The 25,803-nt window shown below is 72.5% G+C and carries 24 protein-coding genes and 1 riboswitch; of the genes, 10 read left to right on the plus strand and 14 right to left on the minus strand.

Annotated elements, in window-relative coordinates:
* Positions 1 to 27: 27 nt before the first annotated feature.
* Positions 28 to 1,263, minus strand: coding sequence for a peptidoglycan-binding protein (locus tag AB0D99_RS22775; protein WP_362365035.1), 1,236 nt, complete (start codon positions 1,261 to 1,263; stop codon positions 28 to 30).
* A 150-nt stretch (positions 1,264 to 1,413) separates the two neighbouring features.
* Here AB0D99_RS22775 and AB0D99_RS22780 point away from each other — a divergent pair, with 150 nt between their 5' ends.
* Positions 1,414 to 3,468, plus strand: a complete 2,055-nt coding sequence (locus AB0D99_RS22780) for an MFS transporter (protein WP_362365038.1) — start codon at positions 1,414 to 1,416, stop codon at positions 3,466 to 3,468.
* A gap of 94 nt (positions 3,469 to 3,562) precedes the next feature.
* Here AB0D99_RS22780 and AB0D99_RS22785 read toward each other — a convergent pair whose 3' ends face one another.
* From AB0D99_RS22785 to AB0D99_RS22805, 5 genes are all read right to left on the minus strand, one after another.
* A complete protein-coding gene (locus AB0D99_RS22785) occupies positions 3,563 to 4,039 on the minus strand; it encodes a GNAT family N-acetyltransferase (protein ID WP_362365040.1) in 477 nt (158 codons plus the stop codon).
* 55 nt (positions 4,040 to 4,094) lie between these two features.
* Positions 4,095 to 4,430, minus strand: coding sequence for an antibiotic biosynthesis monooxygenase (locus AB0D99_RS22790; RefSeq protein ID WP_362365043.1), 336 nt, complete (start codon positions 4,428 to 4,430; stop codon positions 4,095 to 4,097).
* A gap of 31 nt (positions 4,431 to 4,461) precedes the next feature.
* Positions 4,462 to 5,130 (minus strand): O-methyltransferase, encoded by a 669-nt coding sequence (locus AB0D99_RS22795; RefSeq protein WP_362365047.1) that lies wholly within the window; start codon positions 5,128 to 5,130, stop codon positions 4,462 to 4,464.
* On the minus strand, positions 5,127 to 6,185 hold the full coding sequence (locus AB0D99_RS22800; protein ID WP_362365050.1) for a DUF2330 domain-containing protein: 1,059 nt from the start codon (positions 6,183 to 6,185) through the stop codon (positions 5,127 to 5,129). Before AB0D99_RS22800 ends, AB0D99_RS22795 begins: the two co-directional genes overlap by 4 nt.
* 144 nt (positions 6,186 to 6,329) lie before the next feature.
* On the minus strand, positions 6,330 to 7,577 hold the full coding sequence (locus AB0D99_RS22805; protein ID WP_362365053.1) for a cytochrome P450: 1,248 nt from the start codon (positions 7,575 to 7,577) through the stop codon (positions 6,330 to 6,332).
* A gap of 276 nt (positions 7,578 to 7,853) precedes the next feature.
* Here AB0D99_RS22805 and AB0D99_RS22810 point away from each other — a divergent pair, with 276 nt between their 5' ends.
* The gene (locus AB0D99_RS22810) at positions 7,854 to 9,023 is read left to right on the plus strand and encodes a steroid 3-ketoacyl-CoA thiolase (RefSeq protein WP_362365056.1); all 1,170 of its coding nucleotides are present in this window, start codon (positions 7,854 to 7,856) and stop codon (positions 9,021 to 9,023) included.
* Positions 9,024 to 9,154: 131 nt separating this feature from the next.
* Here AB0D99_RS22810 and AB0D99_RS22815 read toward each other — a convergent pair whose 3' ends face one another.
* The 7 genes from AB0D99_RS22815 to AB0D99_RS22845 all read right to left on the minus strand — a co-directional run bounded on the left by AB0D99_RS22815 (position 9,155) and on the right by AB0D99_RS22845 (position 16,935).
* Positions 9,155 to 9,562 (minus strand): transglycosylase SLT domain-containing protein, encoded by a 408-nt coding sequence (locus AB0D99_RS22815; protein ID WP_362365059.1) that lies wholly within the window; start codon positions 9,560 to 9,562, stop codon positions 9,155 to 9,157.
* Between the two features lie 285 nt (positions 9,563 to 9,847).
* The gene (locus tag AB0D99_RS22820; RefSeq protein ID WP_362365062.1) at positions 9,848 to 10,708 is read right to left on the minus strand and encodes an ECF transporter S component; all 861 of its coding nucleotides are present in this window, start codon (positions 10,706 to 10,708) and stop codon (positions 9,848 to 9,850) included.
* Positions 10,705 to 12,456, minus strand: coding sequence for an ATP-binding cassette domain-containing protein (locus AB0D99_RS22825; RefSeq protein ID WP_362365065.1), 1,752 nt, complete (start codon positions 12,454 to 12,456; stop codon positions 10,705 to 10,707). Before AB0D99_RS22825 ends, AB0D99_RS22820 begins: the two co-directional genes overlap by 4 nt.
* On the minus strand, positions 12,453 to 13,550 hold the full coding sequence (locus tag AB0D99_RS22830; protein WP_362365068.1) for an energy-coupling factor transporter transmembrane protein EcfT: 1,098 nt from the start codon (positions 13,548 to 13,550) through the stop codon (positions 12,453 to 12,455). The genes AB0D99_RS22825 and AB0D99_RS22830 overlap by 4 nt, the downstream gene beginning before the upstream one ends.
* Positions 13,547 to 14,200, minus strand: coding sequence for an SCO2322 family protein (locus AB0D99_RS22835; protein WP_362365277.1), 654 nt, complete (start codon positions 14,198 to 14,200; stop codon positions 13,547 to 13,549). Before AB0D99_RS22835 ends, AB0D99_RS22830 begins: the two co-directional genes overlap by 4 nt.
* Before the next feature lie 74 nt (positions 14,201 to 14,274).
* Positions 14,275 to 15,531 (minus strand): prenyltransferase/squalene oxidase repeat-containing protein, encoded by a 1,257-nt coding sequence (locus tag AB0D99_RS22840; RefSeq protein WP_362365071.1) that lies wholly within the window; start codon positions 15,529 to 15,531, stop codon positions 14,275 to 14,277.
* Positions 15,532 to 15,626: 95 nt separating this feature from the next.
* Positions 15,627 to 15,706: riboswitch (cobalamin riboswitch) on the minus strand.
* A 191-nt stretch (positions 15,707 to 15,897) separates the two neighbouring features.
* Positions 15,898 to 16,935 carry an MBL fold metallo-hydrolase gene (locus AB0D99_RS22845; RefSeq protein WP_362365074.1) on the minus strand — a complete coding sequence of 346 codons (1,038 nt, stop codon included), beginning with the start codon at positions 16,933 to 16,935 and terminating at the stop codon, positions 15,898 to 15,900.
* Positions 16,936 to 17,406: 471 nt separating this feature from the next.
* Between AB0D99_RS22845 and AB0D99_RS22850 the strand changes: the two genes are divergently transcribed.
* From AB0D99_RS22850 to AB0D99_RS22870, 5 genes are all read left to right on the plus strand, one after another.
* Positions 17,407 to 18,318 carry a peptidoglycan-binding protein gene (locus tag AB0D99_RS22850; RefSeq protein ID WP_362365077.1) on the plus strand — a complete coding sequence of 304 codons (912 nt, stop codon included), beginning with the start codon at positions 17,407 to 17,409 and terminating at the stop codon, positions 18,316 to 18,318.
* Positions 18,319 to 18,465: 147 nt separating this feature from the next.
* The gene (locus AB0D99_RS22855) at positions 18,466 to 19,935 is read left to right on the plus strand and encodes an aldehyde dehydrogenase (protein ID WP_362365080.1); all 1,470 of its coding nucleotides are present in this window, start codon (positions 18,466 to 18,468) and stop codon (positions 19,933 to 19,935) included.
* The gene (locus AB0D99_RS22860; protein WP_329121100.1) at positions 19,935 to 20,168 is read left to right on the plus strand and encodes a ferredoxin; all 234 of its coding nucleotides are present in this window, start codon (positions 19,935 to 19,937) and stop codon (positions 20,166 to 20,168) included. The genes AB0D99_RS22855 and AB0D99_RS22860 overlap by 1 nt, the downstream gene beginning before the upstream one ends.
* A 63-nt stretch (positions 20,169 to 20,231) precedes the next feature.
* Positions 20,232 to 20,816: a hypothetical protein gene (locus tag AB0D99_RS22865; protein WP_362365085.1), complete on the plus strand. Its 585-nt coding sequence runs from the start codon at positions 20,232 to 20,234 to the stop codon at positions 20,814 to 20,816.
* Between the two features lie 141 nt (positions 20,817 to 20,957).
* Positions 20,958 to 21,455 carry a hypothetical protein gene (locus AB0D99_RS22870; protein ID WP_362365088.1) on the plus strand — a complete coding sequence of 166 codons (498 nt, stop codon included), beginning with the start codon at positions 20,958 to 20,960 and terminating at the stop codon, positions 21,453 to 21,455.
* 8 nt (positions 21,456 to 21,463) lie between these two features.
* On the opposite strand, the gene AB0D99_RS22875 is transcribed toward AB0D99_RS22870, so the two are convergent.
* Positions 21,464 to 22,138 (minus strand): TetR family transcriptional regulator, encoded by a 675-nt coding sequence (locus AB0D99_RS22875; protein ID WP_362365091.1) that lies wholly within the window; start codon positions 22,136 to 22,138, stop codon positions 21,464 to 21,466.
* Between the two features lie 318 nt (positions 22,139 to 22,456).
* On the opposite strand from AB0D99_RS22875, the gene AB0D99_RS22880 reads away from it, so the two are divergent.
* The 3 genes from AB0D99_RS22880 to AB0D99_RS22890 all read left to right on the plus strand — a co-directional run bounded on the left by AB0D99_RS22880 (position 22,457) and on the right by AB0D99_RS22890 (position 25,678).
* Complete coding sequence (locus AB0D99_RS22880) at positions 22,457 to 23,725, plus strand: glycosyltransferase family 4 protein (RefSeq protein ID WP_362365094.1); 1,269 nt, start codon at positions 22,457 to 22,459, stop codon at positions 23,723 to 23,725.
* A 148-nt stretch (positions 23,726 to 23,873) separates the two neighbouring features.
* On the plus strand, positions 23,874 to 24,605 hold the full coding sequence (locus tag AB0D99_RS22885; RefSeq protein ID WP_362365097.1) for a class I SAM-dependent methyltransferase: 732 nt from the start codon (positions 23,874 to 23,876) through the stop codon (positions 24,603 to 24,605).
* Complete coding sequence (locus AB0D99_RS22890) at positions 24,602 to 25,678, plus strand: prenyltransferase (protein WP_362365100.1); 1,077 nt, start codon at positions 24,602 to 24,604, stop codon at positions 25,676 to 25,678. Before AB0D99_RS22885 ends, AB0D99_RS22890 begins: the two co-directional genes overlap by 4 nt.
* Positions 25,679 to 25,803 lie beyond the last annotated feature (125 nt).

A 25,803-nucleotide genomic window follows, 5' to 3' on the forward strand; every position in this document is an offset into this window, starting at 1 on the left:
CGGGGCCGACGAGTGCCCGGGGTGACGTCAGCCGGTCGTGATCGCCTCCAGGGCGCGACGGGTCTCGGGCCCGTACACGCCCTCCTCGTCGTCCTCGATGGAGTGGTACTCCTGGAACCTCTCCACCGCGCGCCTCACCTGCCTGGAGTACTCGCCGTCGATCGGGCCGTCGTAGACCCCCCACGCCTGTTCGAGCCGCCGCTGCAGCTCCGCGACCTCCGCTCCGGAGTCGCCCTGGCGCAGCGTGGGGGGAGCCGTCTCCTGGGTGGCCGTGGGGGTGGGGGCGGAGGTGGTCCGGGTGGCCGTGGGCGCCGGTGCGGCCGGAGCGGTGGTGGCCTTCGTCGTGCGGACGGCGGACGGTGAGGGCGAGGCCGAAGCGGAGCGGGATGCGGAGGCCGAGGGCGATGCCGAGGCGGACGTGGAGGGCGTGGACGTCGGCTCCTCCGACACGGCGACGTTCTGGGACGCGCTGGTGGTGACCGTGGGCACGGCCGCGCGGTCGTGCGCCTCCTCGCCGTTGTCCAGCAGGCCGGCGGCGACGGCCGCCGTTCCGATGACCGCGACCGCGACCGCCGCGGCGAGCGCCACGATCGCGCCGCGCCGGCGCGTGGCGGGCCGCGGCTCGGGCTCGTCGTACCTGTCGTACTCGTAGTGGTCGTCGTGCCCGTGGTGCCCCTCGGGCACGACGACGCCGTAGTGCTCCCCGGGGGCGGCGGTTCCGTAAGGGTCCGCGGGTCCCTCGGGTCCGTAGTACCCCGCGGGTCCGACGTCTCCGTGGTGCTCCGCGGGCCCTTCGGGACCGCCGGGTCCGGCGTACGCGCCGTCGCCGGCCGGGGCGGGCGTCGTGCCGATCCCGGGCAGCAGCAGAGGCATCGTCTCCGGGCCGTCCCCGGCCGGGGGAGCCACCGCCGGCGGCTCGGATTCCGCCGCGGGCGCCACCGGACCGGGCGTCTGACCCGTCACCGGACCCGTCACCGGACCGGGCGTCTGACCCGTCACCGGACCGGGTGCCTGGCCGGCCATCGGACCGGCGGCCGGGGGTGCCGCGGGAACGGGCCCCGGCCCCAGCCCCGGAACCGGAAGCGGAACCGGAACCAGTGGCGGCGGTGGCGCATCGTTCCTGCTCTGCTCCGGCGCGTCCAGGATCACGTACGGCCTGATCCGCAGCGGGTCGAAGTCCTCCGCCGCGGCGATCTCCGCCTGGGCGCAGGCGCAGCCCGGTCTTCTCTGTACACCACATTCAGGACAGGTGTGTCCGGTCATGGTGGATCCCCTCCCCAGTTCACCTGGCAGCGATTATGCATGCACCCCCTCTCCGTCACCTGAACAGCCGTTCCCCTCGGGAGGACATAAAGGGACAGAACGATCAGGATGAGGGGATACGGACCCCCAGAGGACGCCCCGGAGATGCTTATGGCCCAGGAAGTACGCTCGCCGGACCTCGGCGGCGACCCCGCTCCTGGGGAGGGGCGGAGTCGCCGAAGCATCGTCATCGCGATCGGCGCGCTGCTGCTCGGCATGCTGCTCGCCGCACTCGATCAGACCATCGTCTCCACCGCGCTGCCGACCATCGTCAGCGAGCTCGGTGGGATGGAGCACCTCTCCTGGGTCGTCACCGCGTACATCCTCGCGTCGACGGCGGGGACGCCCCTGTGGGGCAAGCTCGGTGACCAGTACGGCCGCAAGAAACTCTTCCAGGCGGCCATCGTCATCTTCCTCGTCGGCTCGGCCCTCTGCGGCATCGCGCAGAACATGCCGCAGCTCATCGGCTTCCGCGCGCTCCAGGGGCTCGGCGGCGGGGGGCTCATCGTCCTGTCGATGGCCATCGTCGGCGATCTCGTCCCGCCCCGGGAACGCGGCAGGTACCAGGGGATGTTCGGCGCCGTGTTCGGTGGCAGCAGCGTCCTCGGCCCGCTGCTCGGCGGGCTCTTCACCCAGCACCTCTCCTGGCGCTGGGTCTTCTACATCAACCTGCCCATCGGCATCGTCGCCCTCTTCGTGATCGCCGCCGTGCTGCACATCCCCGCGCGCGCCACCCGGCACACCATCGACTACCTCGGCACCGTCCTCATCGCCTCGGTCGCCACCTGCCTGGTGCTCGTGGCCTCCCTCGGCGGCACCACGTGGGAGTGGACCTCCCCGCAGATCGTCGGGCTCGCCGTCCTCGGGGCGGTGCTCCTCGTCTGCTTCGTGTACGTCGAGCGGCGCGCCGCCGAACCCGTGCTGCCGCTGAAGCTCTTCCGGATCCGGACCTTCACCCTCGTCTCGGTCATCAGCTTCGTCGTGGGGTTCGCGATGTTCGGCGCGATGACCTATCTGCCGACCTTCCTCCAGGTCGTCCAGGGCGTGACCCCGACCGCGTCCGGCGTCCACATGCTGCCCATGGTCGTCGGCATGTTCCTCGCCTCGACGACGTCCGGTCAGATCGTCTCCCGCACCGGCCGCTGGAAGGTCTTCCCCATCGCGGGCACGGCCGTCACCGCCATCGGACTGCTGCTGCTCCACCGACTGACGGAACACAGCTCCACCTGGCAGATGAGCGTCGACTTCTTCGTCTTCGGCGTCGGGCTCGGCCTGGTCATCCAGGTCCTCGTCCTCGTCGTGCAGAACGCCGTCTCCTACCAGGACCTCGGCGTCGCCACCGCGGGCGCGACCTTCTTCCGCTCCATCGGGGCGTCGTTCGGTGTCGCCGTGTTCGGCGCGATCTTCACCCATGGGCTCAACTCCCAGCTGGACAGCGCCCTCGCCGGACAGTCGCTGCCGCCGGGAACCGGCCCCGAGCAGATCGCCGCCGACCCGCGCGCGATCGCCGAGCTCCCGTCCGAGCTGCAGCCCTCGGTCGTGCACGCCTACGCGACCTCGATCACCGACGTCTTCCTCTACGCGGCGCCGGTGGTCTTCGTCGCCTTCGTGGTCGCCTGGTTCCTCAAGGAGGACAAGCTGCGCGGCTCGGTCACCGCCCCCGACGCCAGCCAGACCCTGGCGTCCAACCCGGTGGAGCGGTCCTCCTACGAGGAGTGCGCCCGCGCGCTCTCCGTCCTCGGGTCGCGCAAGGGTCGCAGGGAGATCTACGAGCGGATCACCGCGAGGGCGGGGCTGGATCTGCTGCCCGCGGCGAGCTGGCTGCTGCTGCGGATCCGCCGCCACGGGACCGTGGAGCCCGCGCGGCTCGCCGAGACCACCCCCGTACCGCTGCGGGCCATCACCGAGGCGTCCCGTCAGGTGGAGGAGCGCCATCTCGCGCGCCGGGAGGGGTTGCAGCTGATCCTCACCGACGACGGGGTCGAGGCCGCGGCGAAGCTGGCGAAGGCACGTGAGGATTCGCTCGCCGAACTGCTGGGGGACTGGTGGGGGCCGGAACGGCCGACGGATCTGGTGCAGCTGGTGGAGGAGCTGACGGCCGAGCTCAACGGCTCGGACGCGGAGCGTCCCCACCTCCCGGATCCGCCCCGGGACCACCGCGCGTGACCCTCGGCGCGCCCACCGGGAGCGACCGCCCGCGCGCATGGCCCGGGAACCCCGCGCGCGACCGCCGTGTGTCGTGGTGGTGTGACCGGCGCGGTCAGAGCTCCTTGCCGTACCAGACGTCCATGTACGGGCCTTCGCAGTACGCCGGGATCTCGCCGTACCCGTGGCGGCCGTAGAGGGCGCGTGCCTCGACCAGGTCCAGACGGGTGTTGAGGACCATGCGACGCGCGCCCAGCTCACGGGCCGCGTCCTCCAGCCGGCCCAGCAGCGCCCCCGCGCCGCCCGTTCCGCGGAAGGCGTGGCGCACGAACACCCGGGTCAGTTCGGCGCGTTCCGCGTCGAGGAGCAGCACGCCACCGCAGCCGGCCGCCTCGCCCGCGTACCGGCCGACCAGGAACCGTCCGGTCGGCGGCGTCAGAAGCTCCGCCCCGTCGTCGGCCAGCCCCTCGTCGATCTCCGCCGCGGTCGCGGGCCGCCGCCAGTAGCGGCTCGCGACGTCGTCGTAGTAGTCGCGGCGCAGGGCGGCGGCGTCCGGGGTGTCGACGGGCTCGGGGGTGAAGGTCCAGGTCATGCGCGTCATTGTGGTCGCACGACCCGGACCCGTCGCCCGCTTTTCGGGCGGTGCCTCAGCCCTGCTTGGGCGCGGCCTGCTGGACGACCTCGAACGACCACAGCGTGGAGCCGCTCGCCGCGGGCTTGGGACGCCCCTCGCCCTCGGGGCCGCCGGAGGTGCCCTGGTGGGCCGCCTTCATGGAACCGCTCATCCAGTTCTGGAAGTCCTCCTCGCTGCGCCAGCGGGTGTAGACCAGGTACTGGTCCGTCCCCTCCAGCGGCCGCAGCAGCTCGAACCACTCGAAGCCGTCGGAGCCCTCCACGGCACCGGCACGGGACGCGAAGCGCTGCTCGAGGACTTCGCGCTGCTCGGCCGGAACGGTCAGGACGTTGATCTTCACGATGCTCATGAGGGGCAGGATATGGCCGGTCCCGAGGTGTCTACTCCACGACCCGGGCCAGCAGCAGGCCGTCGTACCCCCGTACCCCCACCGTCTGGAACGCCGTCGCGTCCAGGCGGGGCTCGCGTGAGATCAGGTCGAACATGGCGCGGGTGCCGGTGATCGCCGCGTCGTTCGGGTCCTCCTCGGCGACCTTCCCGCCGCGCACCACGTTGTCGACGACGATGACCGTGCCGGGGCGGGAGAGGCGCAGCGCCCACTCCACGTAGTGCGGGTTGTTCGCCTTGTCGGCGTCGATGAAGACGAAGTCGAACGGGCCCGCCCCCTCGGCCTCCAGCTTCGGCAGGGTGTCCAGGGCCGCGCCCGTCCGTACCTCGACGACCGAGTCGAGGCCGGCGCGGGCGATGTTGGCGCGGGCGACCTCCGCGTGGGCCTCGCTGTACTCCAGGCTGATCATCCGGCCGTCGGCCGGCAGCGCCCTGGCCATCCAGATCGTGCTGTAGCCGCCGAGCGTGCCGATCTCCAGAACCGTGCGCGCGCCCCGCGTCGCGACGAGCAGGTTCAGCAGCTTGCCCTGGTTGGGGGCGACGGCGATCTCGGGGAGTCCCGCCGCCGTGGAGTCGGCGAGCGTGGCGGCGAGCACCTCGTCGGCGGGGGCGAGCAGGTCGGTGAAGTAGCGGTCTACGGCGGTCCATTGGTCGTTGGTCATACGGCCGAACGTACCGCAGGGCGCCCGCGCCGGGCGCGTACCGCCACGGCCGTTCCGGCCGCCGCGAGCAGCACGCCGGTGACCGTCAGGATCCAGACCGGGACGTCGCCGACCGTGAGCAGCCGACCGGTGTAGATCACCCGCCGGTACGGGGTGTCGGCGACCGTCGCCAGTTCGTGGTCGCCGTCGATCCGCGAGGGTACGGGGAACTCCTGGTCGAGGGCGGTCAGATAGACCGGGCGCCCGCCGGTGAGCGCGGCCACCGCGCCCTCCTTCTCCTCGATGCCGCCCGCGAACGTCACCTCGGGAGCGGATCCGCCGATGTCGTCGCGGGGCTCCATGCGGTGGTCGGCGAGGACGTACAGGCCGAGGGACTGCGGGGTCTGCGCCAGGCGGGAGAGCCGCATCGGGTAGACGAGCCGGTCGCTGGCGAAACTGATCCTGAGCGGGGTGAGTTCGCCGGCCAGCGCCGTGCCGGTGACGTCGGGCGCGAGACGCACCGCGACGTACTCCCACTTCCGCTCGACGTAGGGCCGCAGTTCGGTCGAGAGGCGGTCGGAGAGTTCGAAGCCGTTCTCCTCCAGCCAGCCGCTCAGGGCCTTCGGGTCGGTGGCGGTCAGCCGTGCCACGTCGAAGGGGCCGAGCCGTTCGCGCCCCACGACTCCGACGTCCGAGGCGTCGTTCCCGGGCGGAGCGGCGGCGGCGCCGTCCGTGGTGCTGAGGTCGAACGGCCAGTCGCCGCCGCGCGGCCAGAAGTAGTACCGGTCCTTGCGCTCGGGCCGGGTGAGGTCCTCCAGCGCGTCGAAGAGTTCCGGGTCGCCGAGCGTGACGTCGGCCCGGCCGGGGACCGGCATGATCCAGGCGGCCCGTTCGGCGTTGCCGCGCACGGTGAAGCGCATGACGATCTGTTCCGTACGGCCGTCCCAGCGGACCGCCGACGTCTCCCGGTCGACGCCGATGCGCTGGTTCCCGTCCGGGATCATCGCCCCGCAGCCGCAGGCGTGGGCCGGTGCGATCAGTGAGCCGAACTGGAGCGCGAGCAGCGCGATGATCATGGCCAGAATTCTCTGTGTCCCCCGCATGTGCGCTCAGACGCGGGGCGCGGGGTTCCGGTTCCGGGGGCCGGAAGGGCCGGGGAGGCGGGAGGCGGGAGGCGGGAGCCTCGGGCGTAGGGGGATGAGCTCCCGCCTTCCGGTCTGTCAGGAGCCGACCCGGACCTGCAGCTCCTTGATCCCGTTCAGCCAGGCCGCACGGAGCCGGCGGGGCTCGCCGGCGAGTGTCAGATCGGGCAGGGCGTCCGCGAGGGCGTTGAAGATCAGCTCGATCTCGTGGATGGCGAGCGACTTGCCGAGGCAGAAGTGCGGGCCTCCGCCGCCGAAGCCGAGGTGCGGATTGGGGTCGCGGGTGATGTCGAAGGTCTCGGGGTTCTCGAAGACCTCGGGGTCGTTGTTGGCGGAGGAGTAGAAGAGTCCGACGCGGTCGCCCTTGCGGATCTTCTGGCCGCCGATCTCGGTGTCCTGGGTGGCCGTCCGCTGGAAGGAGACCACCGGGGTCGCCCAGCGGACGATCTCCTCGGCGGCGGTCGCGGGCCGCTCCCGCTTGTAGAGCTCCCACTCCTCGGGGTGGGTGAGGAAGGCGTGCATGCCGTGGCTGATGGCGTTGCGGGTGGTCTCGTTGCCGGCCACCGCGAGCAGGAGCACGAAGAAGCCGAACTCGTCGGAGGAGAGGTTGCCCTGGCCCTCGGCGGCGACGAGCTGGGTCACGATGTCCTTGGCCGGACACTCCTTGCGCTCGGCGGCCAGGTTCATCGAGTACCCGATGAGTTCCATGGCGGCCTCGGCGCCGATCTCCTCGGTGATGGCGTACTCGGGGTCGTCGTACGCGACCATCTTGTTGGACCAGTCGAAGATCCGGGCGCGGTCCTCCTGCGGTACGCCGATGAGTTCGGCGATGGCCTGGAGCGGGAGCTCGACGGCGACCTGGGTGACGAAGTCGAAGGAGCCGTCGGAGCCCGCGTTCCGCTTCGCCTCCTCGACGATCGCCCGGGCGCGTTCGCGCAGCGCCGACTCCAGGGTGCGGATCGCGCGGGGGGTGAAGCCGCGCTGGACGATCTGGCGGACCCGGGTGTGCTCGGGCGGGTCCATGTTGAGCATGATCAGCTTCTGGACCTCGATCTGGTCCCGGCTGATGTGCTCGTTGAAGCGGATGACGGCCGTGTTCTCGGTGGAGGAGAACAGCTCGGGGTGCGTGGAGACGTACTTGACGTCCGCATGCCGGGTGACGGCCCAGTAGCCCTCGTCGTCGAAGCCGGTGACGCCGCGCGGCTGGGGGCACCACCAGACGGGCGCGGTCTGTCGCAGTCGCGCGAACTCCGGGAAGGGGATGCGGCTCTGGAGCAGATCGGGGTCGGTGGCGTCGAACCCTTCGGGGAGGTGAGGGCAGGGCATCGGCAACACACTCCATGTCTGAGACACGCGTGCCTGACAGCATGTCTGACGGTCCATCAGAAGTTGACCGCAAGGTAGTAACGGGTTCTACAAGTCGCAAGGGATGCGACGGGAACTGTTGCCGGTGACCGGTGTGCGCGGGTGTGTGCACAACCCTTGCGTACCGGCGGTAGCAGTCATAAGACTTCAGTCAGAACTAGAACGCGTACTAGTTACCCGTACCGCCCCCGTCGCGGAGTGCCGGGACACCCCGCCGGGCGAGGAGAGGACGAGCTCATGGCCGCGGAACCCGTCATCGTCGAAGCAGTACGCACCCCCATCGGCAAGCGCGGAGGCGCGCTCGCCAATCTGCACCCCGCCTATCTCCTGGGCGAGACCTATCGCGAACTCCTCGGGCGCACCGGCATCCACGCCGACTGCGTCGAGCAGATCGTCGGCGGCACCGTCACCCACGCCGGCGAACAGTCCATGAACCCCGCGCGCAACGCCTGGCTCACCATGGGCCTTCCCTACGAGACCGCCGCCACCACCGTCGACTGTCAGTGCGGCTCCTCGCAGCAGGCGAGCCACATGGTCGCCAACATGATCGCCTCGGGCGTCATCGACATCGGCATCAGCTGCGGTGTCGAGGCCATGTCGCGCGTCCCGCTCGGCTCGGGGTCCAAGCACGGGCCCGGGAAGCCCTGGCCGGACGAGTGGAACGTCGACCTGCCCAACCAGTTCGAGGCCGCCGAGCGCATCGCCAGGCACCGTGGCCTGACGCGCGAAAGGGTCGACTCCCTCGGGCTGCTCTCCCAGGAACGGGCCGCGATCGCCTGGTCCGAGGAGCGGTTCAAGCGCGAGACCTTCGCCGTCCAGGTCCCGACCACCGAGGAGGAGCAGGCCGCCGGGCAGGGCATGTGGCGGCTCGTCGACCGCGACGAGGGGCTGCGCGACACCAGCATGGAGGCGCTCGCCCGGCTCAAGCCGGTCATGCCGACGGCCGTCCACACCGCCGGAAACTCCTCGCAGATCTCCGACGGCGCCTGCGCTCTGATGTGGGCCTCCAAGCGGATGGCCCGCGCGCTGAAACTCAGGCCGCGCGCCCGGATCGTCGCCCAGGCTCTCGTCGGCTCCGATCCGCACTTCCATCTGGACGGGCCGATCGACGCCACCCGAGCCGTCCTCGGCAAGGCGGGGATGTCCCTCAGGGACATCGACCTCGTCGAGATCAACGAGGCCTTCGCCTCGGTGGTCCTCAGCTGGGCCCAGGTCTTCGACCAGGACCTCGACAAGGTCAACGTCAACGGCGGTGCCATCGCGCTCGGTCATCCCGTCGGTGCGACCGGGGCGCGGCTGATCACCACCGCGCTGCACGAACTGGAACGTACGGACAAGGAGTTCGCGCTCATCACGATGTGCGCGGGCGGGGCGCTGGCCACGGGCACGATCATCCAGCGGCTGTAGCGCGGAACGAACGGCTGCGGGGCGGGGATCCGGTCGCCCGAGCCGTGCCCGAAACGCCGCAGGCCCCGCCCCTCCGTGCGGAGGGCGGGGCCTTGCGAAGACGCGGGCGGCCGATGGCCGGCTGGTGACTCTTAGTACCAGCCGTTGGCCTGCCAGAACGCCCAGGCGCCGTTCGGGCTGCCGTAGCGGTCGTTCATGTAGTCCAGGCCCCACTTGATCTGGGTGGCCGGGTTGGTCTTCCAGTCGGAACCGGCCGAAGACATCTTCGAGGCCGGCAGGGCCTGGACCAGACCGTAGGCGCCGCTGGAGGCGTTGGTGGCGGAGGGGTTCCAGCCGGACTCGTGCTCCACGATCTTGCTGAACGACGCGAACTGCGAAGCCGGAACGATCTGCTTGGCGATCGTCTTGGCGTCGCTGGGAGCGGCCGAGGCCGAAGCCGTCGTGCCCAGAACCGCGCCCGAGGCACCCAGCAGCACGGCTGCGGAGACGGCCAGGGTCTTCTTGCGGGAGTTGGCACGGGTGGCGAGGGAGCGGAACACGAAGCGACCTAACGTCGGGGACATGGGCTGCGCCGGGCGTTTTCGGCAAGCCGGAACCAGAGCCCGGGGAATCCGGATCCGGTGGGGAATCGGCCTGTCCGAGGCGCTGCGCTGAGCGCTGCTGCCTGGCGACGTCCACCAGACAACCAGGGCCGGTACGCCGACGCAACGACCCCCGGTACGACCCGGGCTCGGACTCGCGCCGAACGTCCCGGAGCCGGGTCTCTGGGGTTTTCGCAGCTCAAGGCGGGCTATGGGGTGATTTGGGAGGGTCTGGACCCTCTCCTATGTTCCTTCGTACGTGACGTAGGTCCTGTGGGGCGCCTCACCCCGAGGGGGCCCTTCCGGGGCCTCGAATGTGACCTGGGCCTCGAAGTTCGCCCGCCTGGTGGCCCTCCGCAGCGCCTTGAGGAGCGTCCGGCCGACGGTCAGCGTGAGCACCACCGTGAGGACGGCCCGGCCGAGGTCCCACCCGAGGGACGTGGCGAGGACGTACGCGAGGAAACGGACCAGGTTCTCGTCGACCGGGTCGCCGGGCACGAAGGAGATCCCCGTCCCCAGGCCGCCGACGGTGACCCAGCCGTACAGATTGGTGACGGTGCCGTACGCGAACGCCGCCAGGAACCCGTACGCCGACAGCATCAGCAGCTCGGCCCGGCCCCGAACCCTCTCCGGCAGCAGGCCCGCACCCATCGTGAACCAGCCCATCGCCAGCATCTGGACCGGCATCCACGGGCCCACACCGCCGGTGAGCAGGGCGGACGCGAACATCGTCACCGCGCCGAGCACGAAGCCGAAACCCGGTCCCAGCACGCGGCCGCTCAGCACCATCAGGAAGAACATCGGCTCCAGGCCCGCCGTCCCCGCCCCGAGCGGGCGCAGCGCCGCGCCCACGGCGGCCAGCACACCCAGCATCGCCACCGCCTTCGCGTCCATCCCGCAGTCGGCGATCGTGGCGACCACGACCGCGATCAGCAGGGGGAGGAGGGCGGCGAAGAACCAGGGGGCGTCGGCGGCATGTGTCGTCACGGCCGAGGAGGCGTCCGCGACGAGGGGCCAGCCGATGGCGACGAGACCGATGAGGGAGACCAGGACGAGCGCGGCGACCGAGCGGGGCCCGAGCCGGACGGGACCTCTGCCGCTCACAGCGCCCCCCTGACCTGCTCGACCGTGAGCCACGGCCGCGGGGCGAGGATCTTGGCGACCTGGGGGGAGAAGGCGGGGGAGGAGACGACCACCTCGGCCGTCGGGCCGTCCGCGACGACCTCGCCGCCCGCCAGGATCACCACCCGGTGGGCCAGCTCGGCGGCGAGCTCCACGTCGTGCGTGGCCAGCACGATGGCGTGGCCGTCGGCCGCGAGGCCGCGCAGATGCGCGACGAGACGGGCCTTGGCCGCGTAGTCGAGACCCCGGGTCGGCTCGTCGAGGAGCAGGAGCGGGGGGCGTCCGGTGAGCACGACGGCCAGCGCGAGCGCGAGGCGCTGGCCTTCCGACAGGTCGCGCGGATGGGTGTCGTCCGCGACCCCCGGCAGCAGCTCGGAGACCAGGTCGCGGCACGTGCCGGGCGCGGCGCCCGCGTCGGAGTCGGCGGCCGAGCATTCGGCGCCGACGGTGTCGGCGTACAGCAGATCGCGCGGCTCCTGCGGTACGAGCCCCACCTGCCGGATCAGCTCGCGGGGGTCGGTCCGGTGGGGCACGCGGCCGGAGACGAGGACGGTTCCCGAGGTGGCGGCGACGGTGCCGACGAGCGTGTTGAGCAGGGTGGACTTGCCGGCGCCGTTGCGCCCCATGAGCGCGACGGTCTCGCCGGCCCCGACCCGCAGATCCACCCGGCGAAGCGCCTCGACGCGCCCGCGCCGGACACCGAGGGCGGCGACGTCGACGAGGTGGTCGAAGGCCGGGGCCCGGACGGCGGTGTCGCGCCGCCAGAACCGGGAGACACCCCCGCCCCGGCCGCCCGCGGAACGCCGCGCGGCGGGCTTCCCCGCCTCCGGACCGTCCACGAGCGGCTCCACCGCGGGCCGACGAAGCCCGGTCGGCTCCGCGGGGGCGTCGCCGCCAGGCTCCGCGGAGGCCGTCCGCGGATACCGGTTCTCCAGGCGTTCGCGCAGGTCACCCGCCACGCGGCGGGCGTCGCGGACCGTCAGGGGAAGCGGCTTCCAGCCCGCCAGCCGGCCCAGTGCCACGACCGGCGGATGAACCGGTGAGACCGACATGATCTCGGCCGGCGGGCCCATCAGGCCCTCGGGCAGGAGGATCACCTGGTCCGCGTACTGCACCACCCGCTCCAGGCGGTGCTCCGCGAGGAGGACCGTCGTGCCCAGGTCGTGCACCAGTCGCTGGAGCACCGCCAGGACGTCCTCCGCGGCGGCCGGGTCCAGCGCGGACGTCGGCTCGTCGAGGACCAGGACCTCGGGATGCGGGGTCAGCACGGAGCCGATCGCCACCCGCTGCTGCTGGCCGCCGGAGAGCGTGGCGATCGGCCGGTCACGGAGCTCCGCGAGGCCCAGCAGGTCCAGGGTCTCCTCCACCCGGCGCCGCATCACCCCGGGCGCGAGGCCCAGGGACTCCATCCCGTACGCCAGCTCGTCCTCGACCGTGTCCGTGACGAAGTGCGCGAGCGGGTCCTGGCCCACGGTGCCGACGACGTCCGCCAGTTCGCGGGGCCGGTGCGTCCGGGTGTCCCGGCCCGCGACCGTGACGCGTCCGGACAGCGTCCCGCCCGTGAAGTGCGGGACGAGCCCCGACACCGCGCTCAGCAGCGTCGACTTGCCGACCCCGGACGGGCCGACCAGCAGGACCAGTTCGCCCTCCGGGACCGTCAGGTCCAGGTCCCGCAGCGTGGGCTCCGCCTCGTCCCCGTACCTCACCGAGACGTTCTCGAACCGGATCACGACGACTCCTTGGAGACGGGCACGGGGGCCACGAACGCGGGCACCAGGCCCACCAGCAACGACACGGCGGGCCACAGCGGAAGCTCCGGCGCCACGAGCGGCACGACGCCGGGGTGCAGCGCCTCGTACGCGTAGACGTTCGCCCAGATCATCAGCGCCGCCACCGCCACCCCCGATCCGGCGACCAGCCACGCCCGGACCCCCCACCGGTCCGGCCGGTACCGGGTCCGCACCGCCCGCAGGCCGCCGAGCCGGAGCCCGGCCATGGCCGCGACGAGGCCGGCGACGACCAGCGGCAGCCCGTACCCCGCCCCCTGCGCGGCCAGCAGACCGTACGAACCGGCGCACACGCCGAGCAGCCCGCCCAGCGTCAGCACGTTCGTCGTCCGCCGCACGGCCACCGGCACCCGCGCCGTGCGCCCGTATCCGCGCGCGTCCATCGAGGCCGCCACCGCGATCGACCGCTCCAGCGCGCCCTCCAGGACCGGCAGCCCGATCTGGAGCACCGCCCGCACCCCGCCCGTCGGACGCCCCCGCAGCCGCCGGGCCGTCCGCAACCGCACCACGTCCGCGACCATGTTCGGCGCGAAGGTCATCGCCACGACGACGGCGACCCCCGCCTCGTACAGCGCGCCCGGCAGCGACTTGAGCAGCCGCGCCGGATTGGCGAGCGCGTTCGCCGCGCCCACGCAGATCAGCAGGGTCGCCAGCTTCGCCCCGTCGTAGACCGCGAAGACGACCTGCTCGGCCGTCACCCGGCCACCGATCCGCACGCCCTGCGCCCACTCCGGCATCGGCACCTCGGGCAGCGTGAACAGCTCGACCGTCCCCGGGATCGCCGAGCCGAGCACGATCGAGAACACCACCCGCAGGGCCACCACGAACAGGCCCAGCTTCACGAAGGCGCCGTACGAGCGTGCCCAGGGGGCGTCCGTGCGGCGGGCCGCGACGACGTAGCCCGCGACCGCGACGATCATGCCGAGCAGCAGCACATTGGTGGTACGGGAGGCGGCCACGGCCAGCCCCAGCGCCCAGATCCACCAGGCGCCGGCGTGCAGGGCGTTGGAGCGGTTCGCCTCGGGGGCACGGATCATGCGCGGCGGCGTGCCTTCCAGACCGCTGCGCCGCCGAGCGCGAGCACGGCGGCCCCGCCCACGACGATGCCGGCGGAGGGACCGCCGTCACCGTCGGCCTCCGGGGCGGCGGACGCCGTGGGACGCGTGGTGGGCGTCGGCTCGGGCGCCGACGTCTCCGCCACCTGTTCGCCGCAGCCCTTCGCCGGATAGCCGGCGATCCCGCAGAGCAGGGCCGCGCTGTCGTACCGAAGCGGCTTGACCACGGCGGCCAGCGCCTCCGCGGCCGTCGCGCTCTCCCTGACCTGCGCGCAGCCGGTCTTCAGCCGCTGGGCCGGAGGCGTCTCGCCGGGCGGGGCGTCCTCGGCGCCGCCGAAGTCGACGACGACGGCGACCCGCTTGGTGTCCGCCTTCTCCCCGACACCGGCGCAGACCGTCGTGAAGGAGGGGGCGGCGGAGGGTCGGGAGGCGTCACTGGTGTCGCTGCTGAGGGCGAAGCGGAAGCCGATCGCGTCCCCGTCACCGGGCCGGGCGGTCGCCGGGCCCTGCGTCGCGTACGTCCACGTCCCGCCGCCGTCGCTCTCCCAGAACGACCAGTACCGGTACCCCGCTGCCTGCGCGGGAGCGGCGGCGGCCAGCGTCAGGACGACACCGGTCGCCGCGCCCGCCACGACACCGGCCGCGCGGCGGCCCGGGCGGCCGGCCACGGCGCCGAGGAGCCGGGGCCTCCGTCGCGGGGGTGTCGTCACTTCTTGCGCCCGCTCAGCAGGAAGCCGATCCCGACGCCGACCACCATGCCGATGCCGATGATCCACCACAGGTCGAAGGAGCCGGAGTCCCCGTCCTGCTCGCTCGGGGAGGCGCTCGCGGACGGCGTGCTCAGCGGAGCGGGGCCGGTGGCGTTCAGCTTCGCGACGAGGTCGGTCGAGCCGAAGGCGCGCGGGTCGGCGCCCATCGCGTTGGCGGCGAACACCAGCTGCGCCCAGGCGGCCGGCCCGTTCTCCTCGGCCCAGCCCGCGGAGTTCTGCTGCAGCCAGGTCAGCGCCCCGGCCGCCTCCTTGGTGGCACCGGTCGCGGCGAGCGCGACGACGGCGTCGGCCGTGTTGCCGAAGTCGGGCAGCTCGGTCGGGTCGGTGGCGCCGGGCATCGGCGGGGTGTTCAGGTGACCGGTCTTGGCGAGCGCCCCCGCCAGGTAGGAGGCGCCGTTGAGCGCGGCCCGCTCGGCGGTGGGCTTCGGCAGGTCCTTGCAGGTGGGGGACTGCTCGGGCTTCACACCGCCGGCGGTGATGCCCTTGCCGAGCCCGGCGATGGTCGCGGCCGCGGTGGCGTCGGCGTTGGCGAGGAGCTTCCCGTCCTTGTCCGGCTGGTACGCGAAGGCGCCCTTGCCGTCCTTGGTGGAGCAGGGGGTCGCGAAGGTGAGCAGCGCGTCGTACGGGGTCCGGCCCTCGGCCGACGCCACCTCGCCGGGCTTGTCGCCCAGGGCGGCGAGCGCGCTGACCACGATGGAGGTCGAGTTGGCGTCGCTGGGGCTGCCGGGGTTGTAGCCCCAGCCGCCGTCCTTGTTCTGGACGCCCTTCAGCCAGCCGGAGCCCGCCTTGACGGCCTTGGACACCGCCTCGGGGTCGGCGCTCTGCTTCTGCACGGCGGCGAGCGCGTGCAGGGCGACGGCCGTGGCGTTGGTGTCCAGCATGGTGGCCGGGGTGCACGGCTTGGCGGGGTCCGGCCGGTACGAGGAGAACGCGCCGCTCTCGCACTGCTGCCCCTTCAGCCAGGTCACGGCCTGCTCCGAGGGCTGCACCTCACTGATCCGCTGGGCGATGAAGGCGAGCGACTGACGCCAGACACCGTCGTACGTCGGGTCCTTCGTGCCGTAGAGACCGGCGGGGATCGCCGGTGCCGGCGTGGGGGTCGGAGAGGGCGCGGCGGACGCGGCGGGGGCCAGTGCGGCGCAGAGCACCGCGGCGGTGGCGAACGCGGCGGCGCCGCGGCGGACGGTGGACATGCGTGCTGGCCTCTCCTGCGGCCGGGCACCGGCACGCTGAAGGCACCAGGCTCGGCTCCGTATTCCTCGACGGTGCCGGCGGTCATGTCCCGACGGGGCATTCCGACTCACCGTCGACGGTTCGGAGCGACGGTTCACGGTTGCGGGTCAGTGCCGGAATTGCACCGGCTTCCCCCCGTACGGGCATGATGACGACTCGCACACTCTACCGGCCCGTACGCCGTGCGGTCGGTGGGTGCGAGGCGCCTCACACACGGCCCGCACCCGGGTGCCGGGGGCCGTCCCATGCCGACGGCGCGCTCACGTGACCTCGTGGTGTCCCGCCTCCGGATCGCCGGGGACCGGGCCCGTCGGCGCGGGGGTCCGTCAGACCGCCACGTACGTCACCGGGTCGGTGCCCGCCACGGCCTCCGCCCGGCCCAGCTTCACCAGGCGCCGCACATGGGCCTCGGCCTCACTGACCGCGATGTTCCTGGAGCCGTACGGGATCTGCTCCCAGGGCCTGTTCCACTCCATGCGCTCGGCGAGCTGCCACGGCGTGAGCGGGGTCGCCAGCAGGTCGAGGAGGCCGGTCAGCCGCTCCTCGTGGTGGGCGAGCAGCTCCCGTACCCGGCCTTCCGCGTCCGCGAAGGCGTACTGGTGGGCGGGGAGCACCTCGGCGACGCCGAGCCTTCCGATCCGCTCCAGCGAGTCCAGGTAGTCGCCCAGCGGGTCGGTGACGGTGGAGTCGTCAGGGTCCTCGTACAGGCCGATGTGCGGGGAGATCCCGGGCAGCAGATGGTCGCCGGAGAAGAGCCTGCCGCGGCCGGGCAGCCGGGCGGGGTGCTCCTCCTCCAGATGGAGGCAGACATGGCCGGGGGTGTGGCCGGGGGTCCAGATCGCACGCAGCCGCCGGCCGGCGAGGTCGAGGAGTTCACCGGGGACGATCTCGCGGTCGGGGAGTGCCGAGCCGAGTCCGGGCAGCGTCCTGGTCCGGCCGCCGGAGCGGGCGGCGAGGAGCGGGGCTATGTGTTCCTCGGGGGCGCCGACGGCGGTGAGTTTGCGGGCGAGGTACCCGAGCCAGGTGGCCGGCTCCGCATCGCGGGTGCGGCGGACGACGGCGGTGTCGGCGGCGTGCATCGCGATCCACGCGCCGGACGCCTCGCGGACCTGTCCCGACAGGCCGTGGTGGTCGGGGTGGTGGTGGGTGATGACCACCCCGTGGACGTCCCGTACGGAGGTGCCCAACGCGGTGAGGCCGTCGGACAGTTCGGTCCAGGAGGCGGGGTCGTCCCAGCCGGTGTCGATCAGCACGGGGCCGCGGTCGGTGTCGAGGACGTGGACCAGGGTGTGGCCGAGGGGGTTGTCGGGGATGGGGACCTGGATCGACCAGACGCCTCCGCCGTGTTCGGTCACCTGGCTCATGGGCCCTCATCTCTCCGTGACGGCGGGGACCTGCTCGGCCATCGCCTCACTATAACGAGAACTGACGGATCGTCAGAGTAGCGTGCGCGGGCGCCCCTTCACCCTTCCGCGGGCCGCGGAGTCCGGCCGTCGCGCGGCTCCCTCGCCGCCCGTCGCCGGGGGTCGCCGTCGGGCCGCCGCCGGCGCCCCCACCCGGTGCCCCCGAATCGCGGGAGTCGGGCAACTGCCCTGCCTGGGCGGTGACGTGAGGGTCTGGACGGTCCGCGGTCCGCGGTCCGCGGCCCGCAGGAGAGTGAGGTGCGTCACTTATTAAGGGTTGTTTAAGAATCAACGTCGCGACTGACCCGTTTTCTCGTGATGCGACCACAGTTGACGGTCGACTTGAATGCCGGTCAAAGTCTCCCCAGCTTCCGACCGAAGCTCCTCGGCCCGTCACACCATCCACAGCTTCTCCACACCTGGAGCACCCGAATGCGCAACAGGACTGCCCTGACCGCAGCAGTCGCCTCCAGCGCCCCTGGGCCGGAGTCGCGTCCCGCGCAGGACGACCTCGTCTTCGGGAAGGTCGCGCGGCCCGGCGGTCCGGGCCAAGGGGCCCGCGCGCAGGACGTCGAGCTCTTCGACGGCACGCCGCCACCGCCCCGCACCCCCGCGGACCCCGGGCCGCGCGCACGCCACGGGGCGGGAAAGCCCCGGCGCGCACGGAAGGGGTCGCGGGCGCGGCGGGCCGCCCCGACGTACGGGCGCGAGGGCGGGGCCGGCCTCGCGCTCCCCCTGCTCCTGTCGGGCGCACTCGCCGCGGGAATCGGGCTGACCGTCGGTCTCACGTCGGGGCTGGACCGGACGCGCCCGGACAGCCTGTCCCTCGTGATGCCCGACCTCCCGCCGCCCAGCGCCACCCCGGACGCCGAGCCGCCGGCCATCACCCTGGTGTCCCCCCGGCCTCCCTCGACGGCGACCGTCGCTCCGGCGGCCTCACCCGCGCCTTCCGGCCCGCGCGCCCCGACGGGCACGTCCACGCACCGCACCCCGACCGCGCCCCCCGCCACGCGGCGACCCGTTCCCGCCGCGACGGGCGGCTCCACGACGACCGGACGGACGTCGGACGCGGACGTCGTCCGGCTGGGCAGCACCGGCCCGCGGGTCGACGACCTGCAACGTCGCCTGCGGCAGCTCCATCTGTACCTGGGGTCGGTCGACGGCGTGTTCGGCACGTCCCTGGAGGTGGCTCTGATCCGCTTCCAGGAGGCCCGCGACATCCCCGAGGAGCGCGGCGTCTACGGACCGCTGACGCGCGCGGCCCTGCAGGCCGAGACCTCTCGCGACGATCGAGGCGATCGCGACCACCGGGGCGACTGGGGCTGGGACGCCTGGGGCGACTGACCCCGGCGATCGACCGGGTGGGGCCCCACCAGCGGCAAAGCGGCTGGTGGGGCCCATCTCGTCCTGAGCATTGCCCACGATAACTAGAACTGATATCAGTTCTGATACACAGTCAGAAACATCGCGGGTTCCGGGAGGCAGTCGGTCATGACCGAGCTTGTGGAGCACGGAAAGCTGTTCATCGGCGGGGAGTTGACCGATCCGCTCGGCGCCGACGTCATCCAGGTGATATCGCCCCACACCGAGGAGGTCATCGGCCGGGTGCCGCACGCCTCCGAGGCGGACGTCGACCGGGCCGTCGCCGCCGCCCGCGCGGCCTTCGACCGCGGCCCCTGGCCCCGCATGAGCGTCGAGGAGCGGATCGAGGTCGTCACCCGGATCAAGGACGCCATCGCCGTACGCCACGAGGAGATCGCCCGCTCGATCAGCGCGCAGAACGGCTCCCCGTACTCCTGGAGCGTCCTCGCCCAGGCGCTCGGCGCGATGATGGTGTGGGACGCGGCCATCACCGTCGCCCGTGACTACCCGTACGAGACCCAGCGCGCCGGCGTCCTGGGGCCGATCCTCGTGCGGCGCGAGCCGGTGGGCGTGGTCGCGGCGGTCGTGCCGTGGAACGTCCCGCAGTTCACCGCCGCCGCCAAGCTCGGACCCGCGCTCCTCGCGGGCTGCACCGTGGTCCTCAAGCCGTCCCCCGAGTCCCCGCTGGACTCGTACATCCTCGCCGAGATCGCGAGCGAGGCCGGGCTGCCCGAGGGCGTCCTGTCGATCCTGCCCGCCGACCGGGAGGTCAGCGAGTACCTGGTGGGGCACCCGGGCGTCGACAAGGTCTCCTTCACCGGATCCGTCGCGGCCGGAAAGCGCGTGATGGAGGTCGCCTCCCGCAACCTCACCCGCGTCACCCTCGAACTGGGCGGCAAGTCCGCGGCCGTGATCCTGCCCGACGCGGACGTGGCGACGGCGGTCGCCGGGATCGTCCCGGCCGCCTGGATGAACAACGGCCAGGCGTGCGTCGCGCAGACCCGCATCCTCGCCCCGCGCAGCCGGTACGAGGAGATCGCCGAGGCGTTCGCCGCGGCCGCCGGGGCGCTCGTGGTGGGCGATCCGCTCGACCCGGCGACCCAGGTCGGCCCCCTGGTGGCCAGGAGGCAGCAGCAGCGCTCGCTCGACTACATCGGGATCGGCCAGGAGGAGGGGGCCAAGGTCCTCGCCGGCGGCGGCCGTCCGGCCGGCCTCGACCGCGGCTGGTACGTGGAGCCGACCCTCTTCGGGGGCGTCGACAACACGATGCGGATCGCCCGCGAGGAGATCTTCGGGCCGGTCATCTGTCTCCTCCCGTACGGGGACGAGAACGAGGCGCTCCGCATCGCGAACGACTCCGACTACGGGCTCAGCGGCAGCGTCTGGACCGGGGACGTGGAGCACGGCATCGAGTTCGCGCGGCAGGTGCGGACGGGCACGTTCAACGTGAACACCTTCAGCCTGGACATGCTGGGGCCGTTCGGCGGCTACAAGAACTCCGGCCTGGGGCGGGAGTTCGGCCCGGAGGGCTTCGGCGAGTACCTGGAGCACAAGATGATCCACCTGCCGGCCGGCTACGAGGGGCAGGGTGGCGCCTGATGGGCGACCGCTGGCACGTGGAGGTCGACCGCGGGGTCTGCATCGGCTCCGGCATGTGCGTGAACCACGCCCCGGACGGCTTCCGCCTCGACACCGCCCGTCAGTCCCACCCGCGCGAACCGGAGTCGGACGCGAACGAGAAGGTGCTCGCGGCGGCCGAGGGATGCCCGGTGGAGGCCATCCTGATCACCCTCCTCGACGGCGGGGAGCCGGTCTTCCCGCCCGAGGAATGAGGTTTTCGATCTCCCGGGCTCGTGTGACACTCCTCCGGCACACGGACGACAGGGGTGGGGCACATGCGAAGGACCTGGCGGGTGACCGTCTTCGGGGCGGCGGCGATTCTGGCGCTGTCCGCGACGGGCTGCGCCGACGCGGAGGACGCCGGGCCGCCCGGGTCCTCCGCGTCGGCGTCCTCTCCGGTCAAGGGGAAGGGATTCGACAGGGCCGCGGTGCAGGCCGACATCGACGCGGCCACCTCCGCCGCCGGTCTGCCGGCTTCCGGACGGCCCCAGCCGCTCCCGACCCCCACGCCCGCCGACGTCTCGGAGAAGGACAGGCTCAAGGCGCGTGCCGCTGCGTGCATGGCCCATTGGACGGAGGGCGGCCGGGGCCTCGGCGAAGGCGGCGATCCCCGGGCGAAGTTCGACGCCACGCTGACTCAGCTGAAGGAGCGCGGCTGGCAGGCGGCGGGGGACCCGCGCGAGGAGAAGGTCGGGCAGGACGTCATCGTCAACGTCACGCTCAAGAGGTCCGGCTGGACGCTGATGGGCCGCCACACCACCGGAGCGCTGGAGATGCTGTCCTTCCAGGCGGCGGAGGACGCCTGCATGAACGGGTTCACCGAGGCGGACTGGAAGCTGATGTTGAGCACCGACGAGTAGCGGCGCGGGCCGGAGTTGCTTCGCCCGACCGTTCCCGTGTGCAAAACTTCTCCACCGGGCACGGGGGCAACAGGCCGTCGTGCGCCCAGGATTGGGAGAGTTGTGCGCAAGGCGAAGTGTGTTGCCGCGGCAGTCGGTGCGGTGCTGCTGGTCGCGGGCTGCGGTGGCGAGGGCGGCTCGGGCAAGAACAAGGGCGGCTCGTCCTCCAGCACCTCCGGTTCCACCACCGGGGGTTCGGAGGCGGGCGGCGGCGACAGCCCGGACGCGGCCGCGGTGGAGAAGGAGATCGAGGCCGCCGCCACGGCGGCGGGCTTCGCCCAGGACGCCTCGGGCGAGGACGTGCCGGCCGAGCTCAAGGACTGCATGGTCTCCTGGACGGCCGACACCAAGAAGGTCGCCGACCCGAAGAAGTCCTACGACGCCACGGTGAAGACGCTGGCCGGCGGCGGCTGGACGGAAGGCCAGGGCACGGAGCAGGCCGGCTCGACCATCAAGACGCTGAACAAGGGCACGTGGTCGGTCAAGGCCAGCAACCACGGCGCCGCGGGCTTCTCGATCGTGATGTTCATCGGCACGAACAACACCGCGACGTGCGAGGCCCTCTTCAAGGCCGATCTGGAGAAGAACAAGAAGCCGTAACGCCTCGCTCACGCCGTCCCGCGGCCCTCGGGGGCCGCGGACGCGGTGGGAGCGGCGGCCACCGGCCGCCCGGCCACGGGCGCGTCCGGCGCGGTCAGGTCGATCAGCCGGCAGACCGTCTCGATGTCGATCTTCACCTGGGCGATGGACGCCCGCCCCGACAGCCAGGTGATCAGCGCCGAGTGCCAGGTGTGCTCGATCACCCGCACCGCCGACAGCTGCTGCGGCGTGGGGTGCTCCAGTCCCATCGCGTCCAGGATGATCGCCGTCGTCAGCCGCGAGACCGTGTCCACCTCGGGGCTCACGCTCCGGTCCGCGAACGTGAGCGCCCGTACCATCGCATCCGCCAACTGCGGCTCCCGCTGGAGCGCCCGGAACGCCCGCATCAGCGTCTCCGCGACCCGTTCCGCCGAGTTCTCGCCCGCCGGCGGACGCTTCCGCAGGGTGGTGTGCAGGTGCTGGAGCTGGTCCTGCATGGTCGCGACCAGCAGATGGATCTTGGACGGGAAGTAGCGGTACAGGGTGCCGAGCGCCACGCCGGCGGCCTCGGCGACCTCACGCATCTGCACGGCGTCGAATCCGCCCCGCCCGGCGAGCTGCGCGCTGGCATGCAGGATGCGGCGACGACGTGCCTCCTGGCGCTCTGTCAGGGGTGGCGAGGCGGGTCTGTCATCCGACGTCATGAGGTCCCGTTCCGTGCGGTGGGGGAGCGACAGTATGGCGGGGCTCCGGCCGTGGCGCGAATCACCTGATCCGGCTCTTACAGCGGGGCTACCTGCCGGTAGATTCTGTGCTCCTTGAACGATCAAGAACGATCAAGTCTGCAACTTGTTCTAGATTAGCGCGAGCGGTTACGCTCCCGCGAAACGCAAGCTCGAAGGGGGCAGCGAGTGACCGCTGAGGCCATAGAAGCAGGCCCCCGCCGGGGCGCCGCCCCAGAGGCTCCCGTCGGCGGTGACGTCCCCCAGGCTTCCGGCTCCGCTCGACCAGGGGGGACCCCCATGTTGCGGATCGCTCTCCTCACGTACAAGGGGAACCCGTTCTGCGGCGGTCAGGGCGTCTATGTCCGGCACCTGTCCCGTGAGCTCGCCCGGCTCGGCCACCACGTCGAGGTCATCGGCTCGCAGCCGTACCCCACCCTCGACGAGGGCGTGCCCCTCACCGAGATCGCCAGCCTCGACCTCTACCGGTCCCCGGACCCGTTCCGCACGCCGAAGCGGGACGAGTACCGCGACTGGATCGACGCCCTCGAGGTCGGGACGATGTGGACCGGCGGCTTCCCGGAGCCCCTCACCTTCTCCCTGCGCGCCCGGCGGATGCTCGCCGCGCGCCGCGGTGACTTCGACGTCGTCCACGACAACCAGACCCTCGGGTACGGGCTCCTCGGCGGCCCCCGTGCGCTCGGCGCCCCGCTCGTCACCACGATCCACCACCCCATCACCGTCGACCGGCAGCTCGAACTCGACGCCGCCGCCGACTGGAAGCGCCGCGCCTCGGTCCGCCGCTGGTACGCCTTCACCCGGATGCAGAAGCGGGTCGCCCGCCGCATGCCGTCCGTGCTGACCGTCTCCGGCACCTCCCGGCAGGAGATCGTCGAGCACCTCGGCGTACGCGACGACCGCATCCGGGTCGTCCACATCGGTGCCGACACCGACCTGTGGTCCCCCGACCCGTCGGTGGCCGAGGTCCCCGGCCGGATCGTCACCACGTCCAGCGCCGACGTCCCGCTCAAGGGCCTCGTCCACCTCGTCGAGGCCCTCGCCAAGGTCCGCACCGAGAACCCGGCCGCACACCTCGTCGTCGTCGGCAGGCGTGCCGAGGACGGACCGGTCGCGCAGGCCATCGAGCGGTACGGACTCGAGGGCGCCGTCGAGTTCGTCAAGGGGATCTCGGACGCCGAGCTCGTGGACCTCGTCCGCTCCGCCCAGGTCTCCTGCGTGCCCTCCCTGTACGAGGGGTTCTCGCTGCCGGCCGCCGAGGCCATGGCCACCGGGACCCCACTCGTCGCCACCACCGGCGGCGCGATCCCCGAGGTCGCCGGCCCCGACGGCGAGACCTGCCTGGCCGTGCCGCCCGGCGACGCGGGCGCCCTGGCGGCCGCGCTCGGCCGGGTCTTGGGCGACGCGGAGCTCCGCGCGCGCCTCGGCGCGGCAGGACGCGAGCGCGTGCTGTCCAGGTTCACCTGGGCCAAGGCCGCCCAGGGCACGGCGGAGTTGTACCGCGAGGCGATCGCCGCACAGGGTGCCGGGGTGCGCGGAGGCGCCCGGTGACGCCTCGCCGTGTGCGCCCGGCACGGCCCGCCGGCCGGGTCGTGCCCACCGTCCCCCGCGCCCTCGGCTCCGCCGGAGCCGGGGGGACCGCCGTCGCCCCGCGGAACGCCTGCCCACAGCCCCCCGTCAATACCGAAAGCAGGACCCCGTGCTGACCGTCGACTTCACCCGATTCCCGCTCGCCCCCGGCGACCGCGTGCTCGACCTGGGCTGTGGTGCGGGCAGGCACGCCTTCGAGTGCTACCGGCGCGGTGCCCAGGTCGTGGCTCTCGACCAGAACGGCGAGGAGATCCGCGAGGTCGCCAAGTGGTTCGCGGCGATGAAGGAGGCCGGCGAGGCCCCGGCCGGCGCGACCGCCACCGCGATGGAGGGCGACGCGCTGAACCTGCCGTTCCCCGACGAGTCCTTCGACGTCGTGATCATCTCCGAGGTCATGGAGCACATCCCGGACGACAAGGGTGTCCTCGCCGAGATGGTCCGGGTCCTGAAGCCCGGCGGCCGGATCGCCGTCACCGTCCCGCGCTATGGCCCCGAGAAGGTCTGCTGGGCGCTCTCCGACGCGTACCACGAGGTCGAGGGCGGCCACATCCGCATCTACAAGGCGGACGAACTGCTGGCCAAGATGCGCCAGGCCGGTCTCAAGCCGTACGGCACCCACCACGCGCACGCGCTGCACTCGCCGTACTGGTGGCTGAAGTGCGCCTTCGGCGTGGACAACGACAAGGCGCTGCCGGTGCGGGCGTACCACAAGCTCCTGGTCTGGGACATCATGAAGAAGCCCGCCCTCACCCGGGTCGCCGAGCAACTGCTCAACCCGGTCGTGGGCAAGAGCTTCGTGGCCTACGCGACCAAGCCCCACCTGCCGAAGGCCGAGGCGTGAGCAGCCCGGAGCAGATCGCGGAGCACCTGCTCCTGCCCGGGGTCCTCACCGCCGAGCAGGCCGCCGAGACCGTCGCCGGGATTCTCGCCGTCCAGCGCGAGGACGGCGCGATCCCGTGGTTCCGGGGCCACCACCTCGACCCGTGGGACCACACCGAGGCCGCCATGGCCCTGGACACCGCGGGCGAGCACGCCGCCGCGGCCCGTGCCTACGAGTGGCTGGCCCGCCACCAGAACGCCGACGGCTCCTGGTACGCGGCCTACCAGGACGGCGACCACCGGGACGTCACCGACCGCGGCCGCGAGACCAACTTCGTCGCCTACGTCGCCGTCGGCGTCTGGCACCACCACCTCGCGACCGGCGACGACGCCTTCCTCGACCGGATGTGGCCGGTCGTCTACGCCGCCGTCGAGTTCGTGCTCGGCCTGCAGCAGTCCGGCGGGCAGATCGGCTGGAAGCGCGAGGAGGACGGCATACCGGTGGGCGACGCGCTCCTCACCGGAAGCTCCTCCATCCACCACGCCCTGCGCTGCGCGCTCGCCATCGCCGAGGCCCGTGAGGAGCCCCAGCCCGACTGGGAGCTCGCCGCAGGCGCGCTCGGCCACGCGATCCGCAACCACCCCGAGCGCTTCCTCGACAAGTCCCGCTACTCGATGGACTGGTACTACCCGGTCCTCGGCGGTGCGGTGACGGGCGCGGCCGCGCAGGCCCGCATCGACGCGCGCTGGGACGAGTTCGTGGTCCCGGGACTCGGCGTGCGCTGCGTGCTGCCCAACCCGTGGGTCACCGGCGGCGAGAGCTGCGAACTGGCCCTCACGCTCTGGGCCATGGGGGAGTCCGACCGGGCCCTGGAGATCCTGCAGTCGATCCAGCACCTGCGCGCCGAGGGCGGCATGTACTGGACGGGGTACGTCTTCGAGGGCGACAAGGCCGTGTGGCCCGAGGAGCTCACGACCTGGACCGCGGGCTCCCTGCTGCTCGCGGTGGCGGCGCTCGGCGGCGACGAGGCGACCGTGGCGGTCTTCGGCGGGGAACGGCTGCCGAGGGGCCTGGAGCCGGACTGCTGCGGGTAGCCGGCTGCTGACGGAGGCCCGGTCCGGGCGGTCGGGCGGGCCCACGAGCCCGCCCGGCGTCGGCGCGTCGTAACGTGACACACCGGTCCGCGGTTCTTTTGACGCGTCCCGACCGTCCGGAGGAC

The organism is Streptomyces sp. NPDC047971, from assembly GCF_040653355.1.
Lineage (GTDB): Bacteria > Actinomycetota > Actinomycetes > Streptomycetales > Streptomycetaceae > Streptomyces.

Coding starts and splice junctions, on each gene's coding strand:
- AB0D99_RS22800 (WP_362365050.1), bottom strand. CDS start 6,185: ATGATCATCGCGCTGCTCGCGCTCCAGTTCGGCTCACTGATCGCACCG.
- AB0D99_RS22880 (WP_362365094.1), top strand. CDS start 22,457: ATGTTGCGGATCGCTCTCCTCACGTACAAGGGGAACCCGTTCTGCGGC.
- AB0D99_RS22840 (WP_362365071.1), bottom strand. CDS start 15,531: ATGTCCACCGTCCGCCGCGGCGCCGCCGCGTTCGCCACCGCCGCGGTG.
- AB0D99_RS22775 (WP_362365035.1), bottom strand. CDS start 1,263: ATGACCGGACACACCTGTCCTGAATGTGGTGTACAGAGAAGACCGGGC.
- AB0D99_RS22875 (WP_362365091.1), bottom strand. CDS start 22,138: ATGACGTCGGATGACAGACCCGCCTCGCCACCCCTGACAGAGCGCCAG.
- AB0D99_RS22790 (WP_362365043.1), bottom strand. CDS start 4,430: ATGAGCATCGTGAAGATCAACGTCCTGACCGTTCCGGCCGAGCAGCGC.
- AB0D99_RS22855 (WP_362365080.1), top strand. CDS start 18,466: ATGACCGAGCTTGTGGAGCACGGAAAGCTGTTCATCGGCGGGGAGTTG.
- AB0D99_RS22805 (WP_362365053.1), bottom strand. CDS start 7,577: ATGCCCTGCCCTCACCTCCCCGAAGGGTTCGACGCCACCGACCCCGAT.
- AB0D99_RS22780 (WP_362365038.1), top strand. CDS start 1,414: ATGGCCCAGGAAGTACGCTCGCCGGACCTCGGCGGCGACCCCGCTCCT.
- AB0D99_RS22810 (WP_362365056.1), top strand. CDS start 7,854: ATGGCCGCGGAACCCGTCATCGTCGAAGCAGTACGCACCCCCATCGGC.
- AB0D99_RS22850 (WP_362365077.1), top strand. CDS start 17,407: ATGCGCAACAGGACTGCCCTGACCGCAGCAGTCGCCTCCAGCGCCCCT.
- AB0D99_RS22860 (WP_329121100.1), top strand. CDS start 19,935: ATGGGCGACCGCTGGCACGTGGAGGTCGACCGCGGGGTCTGCATCGGC.
- AB0D99_RS22795 (WP_362365047.1), bottom strand. CDS start 5,130: ATGACCAACGACCAATGGACCGCCGTAGACCGCTACTTCACCGACCTG.
- AB0D99_RS22845 (WP_362365074.1), bottom strand. CDS start 16,935: ATGAGCCAGGTGACCGAACACGGCGGAGGCGTCTGGTCGATCCAGGTC.
- AB0D99_RS22830 (WP_362365068.1), bottom strand. CDS start 13,550: ATGATCCGTGCCCCCGAGGCGAACCGCTCCAACGCCCTGCACGCCGGC.
- AB0D99_RS22785 (WP_362365040.1), bottom strand. CDS start 4,039: ATGACCTGGACCTTCACCCCCGAGCCCGTCGACACCCCGGACGCCGCC.
- AB0D99_RS22865 (WP_362365085.1), top strand. CDS start 20,232: ATGCGAAGGACCTGGCGGGTGACCGTCTTCGGGGCGGCGGCGATTCTG.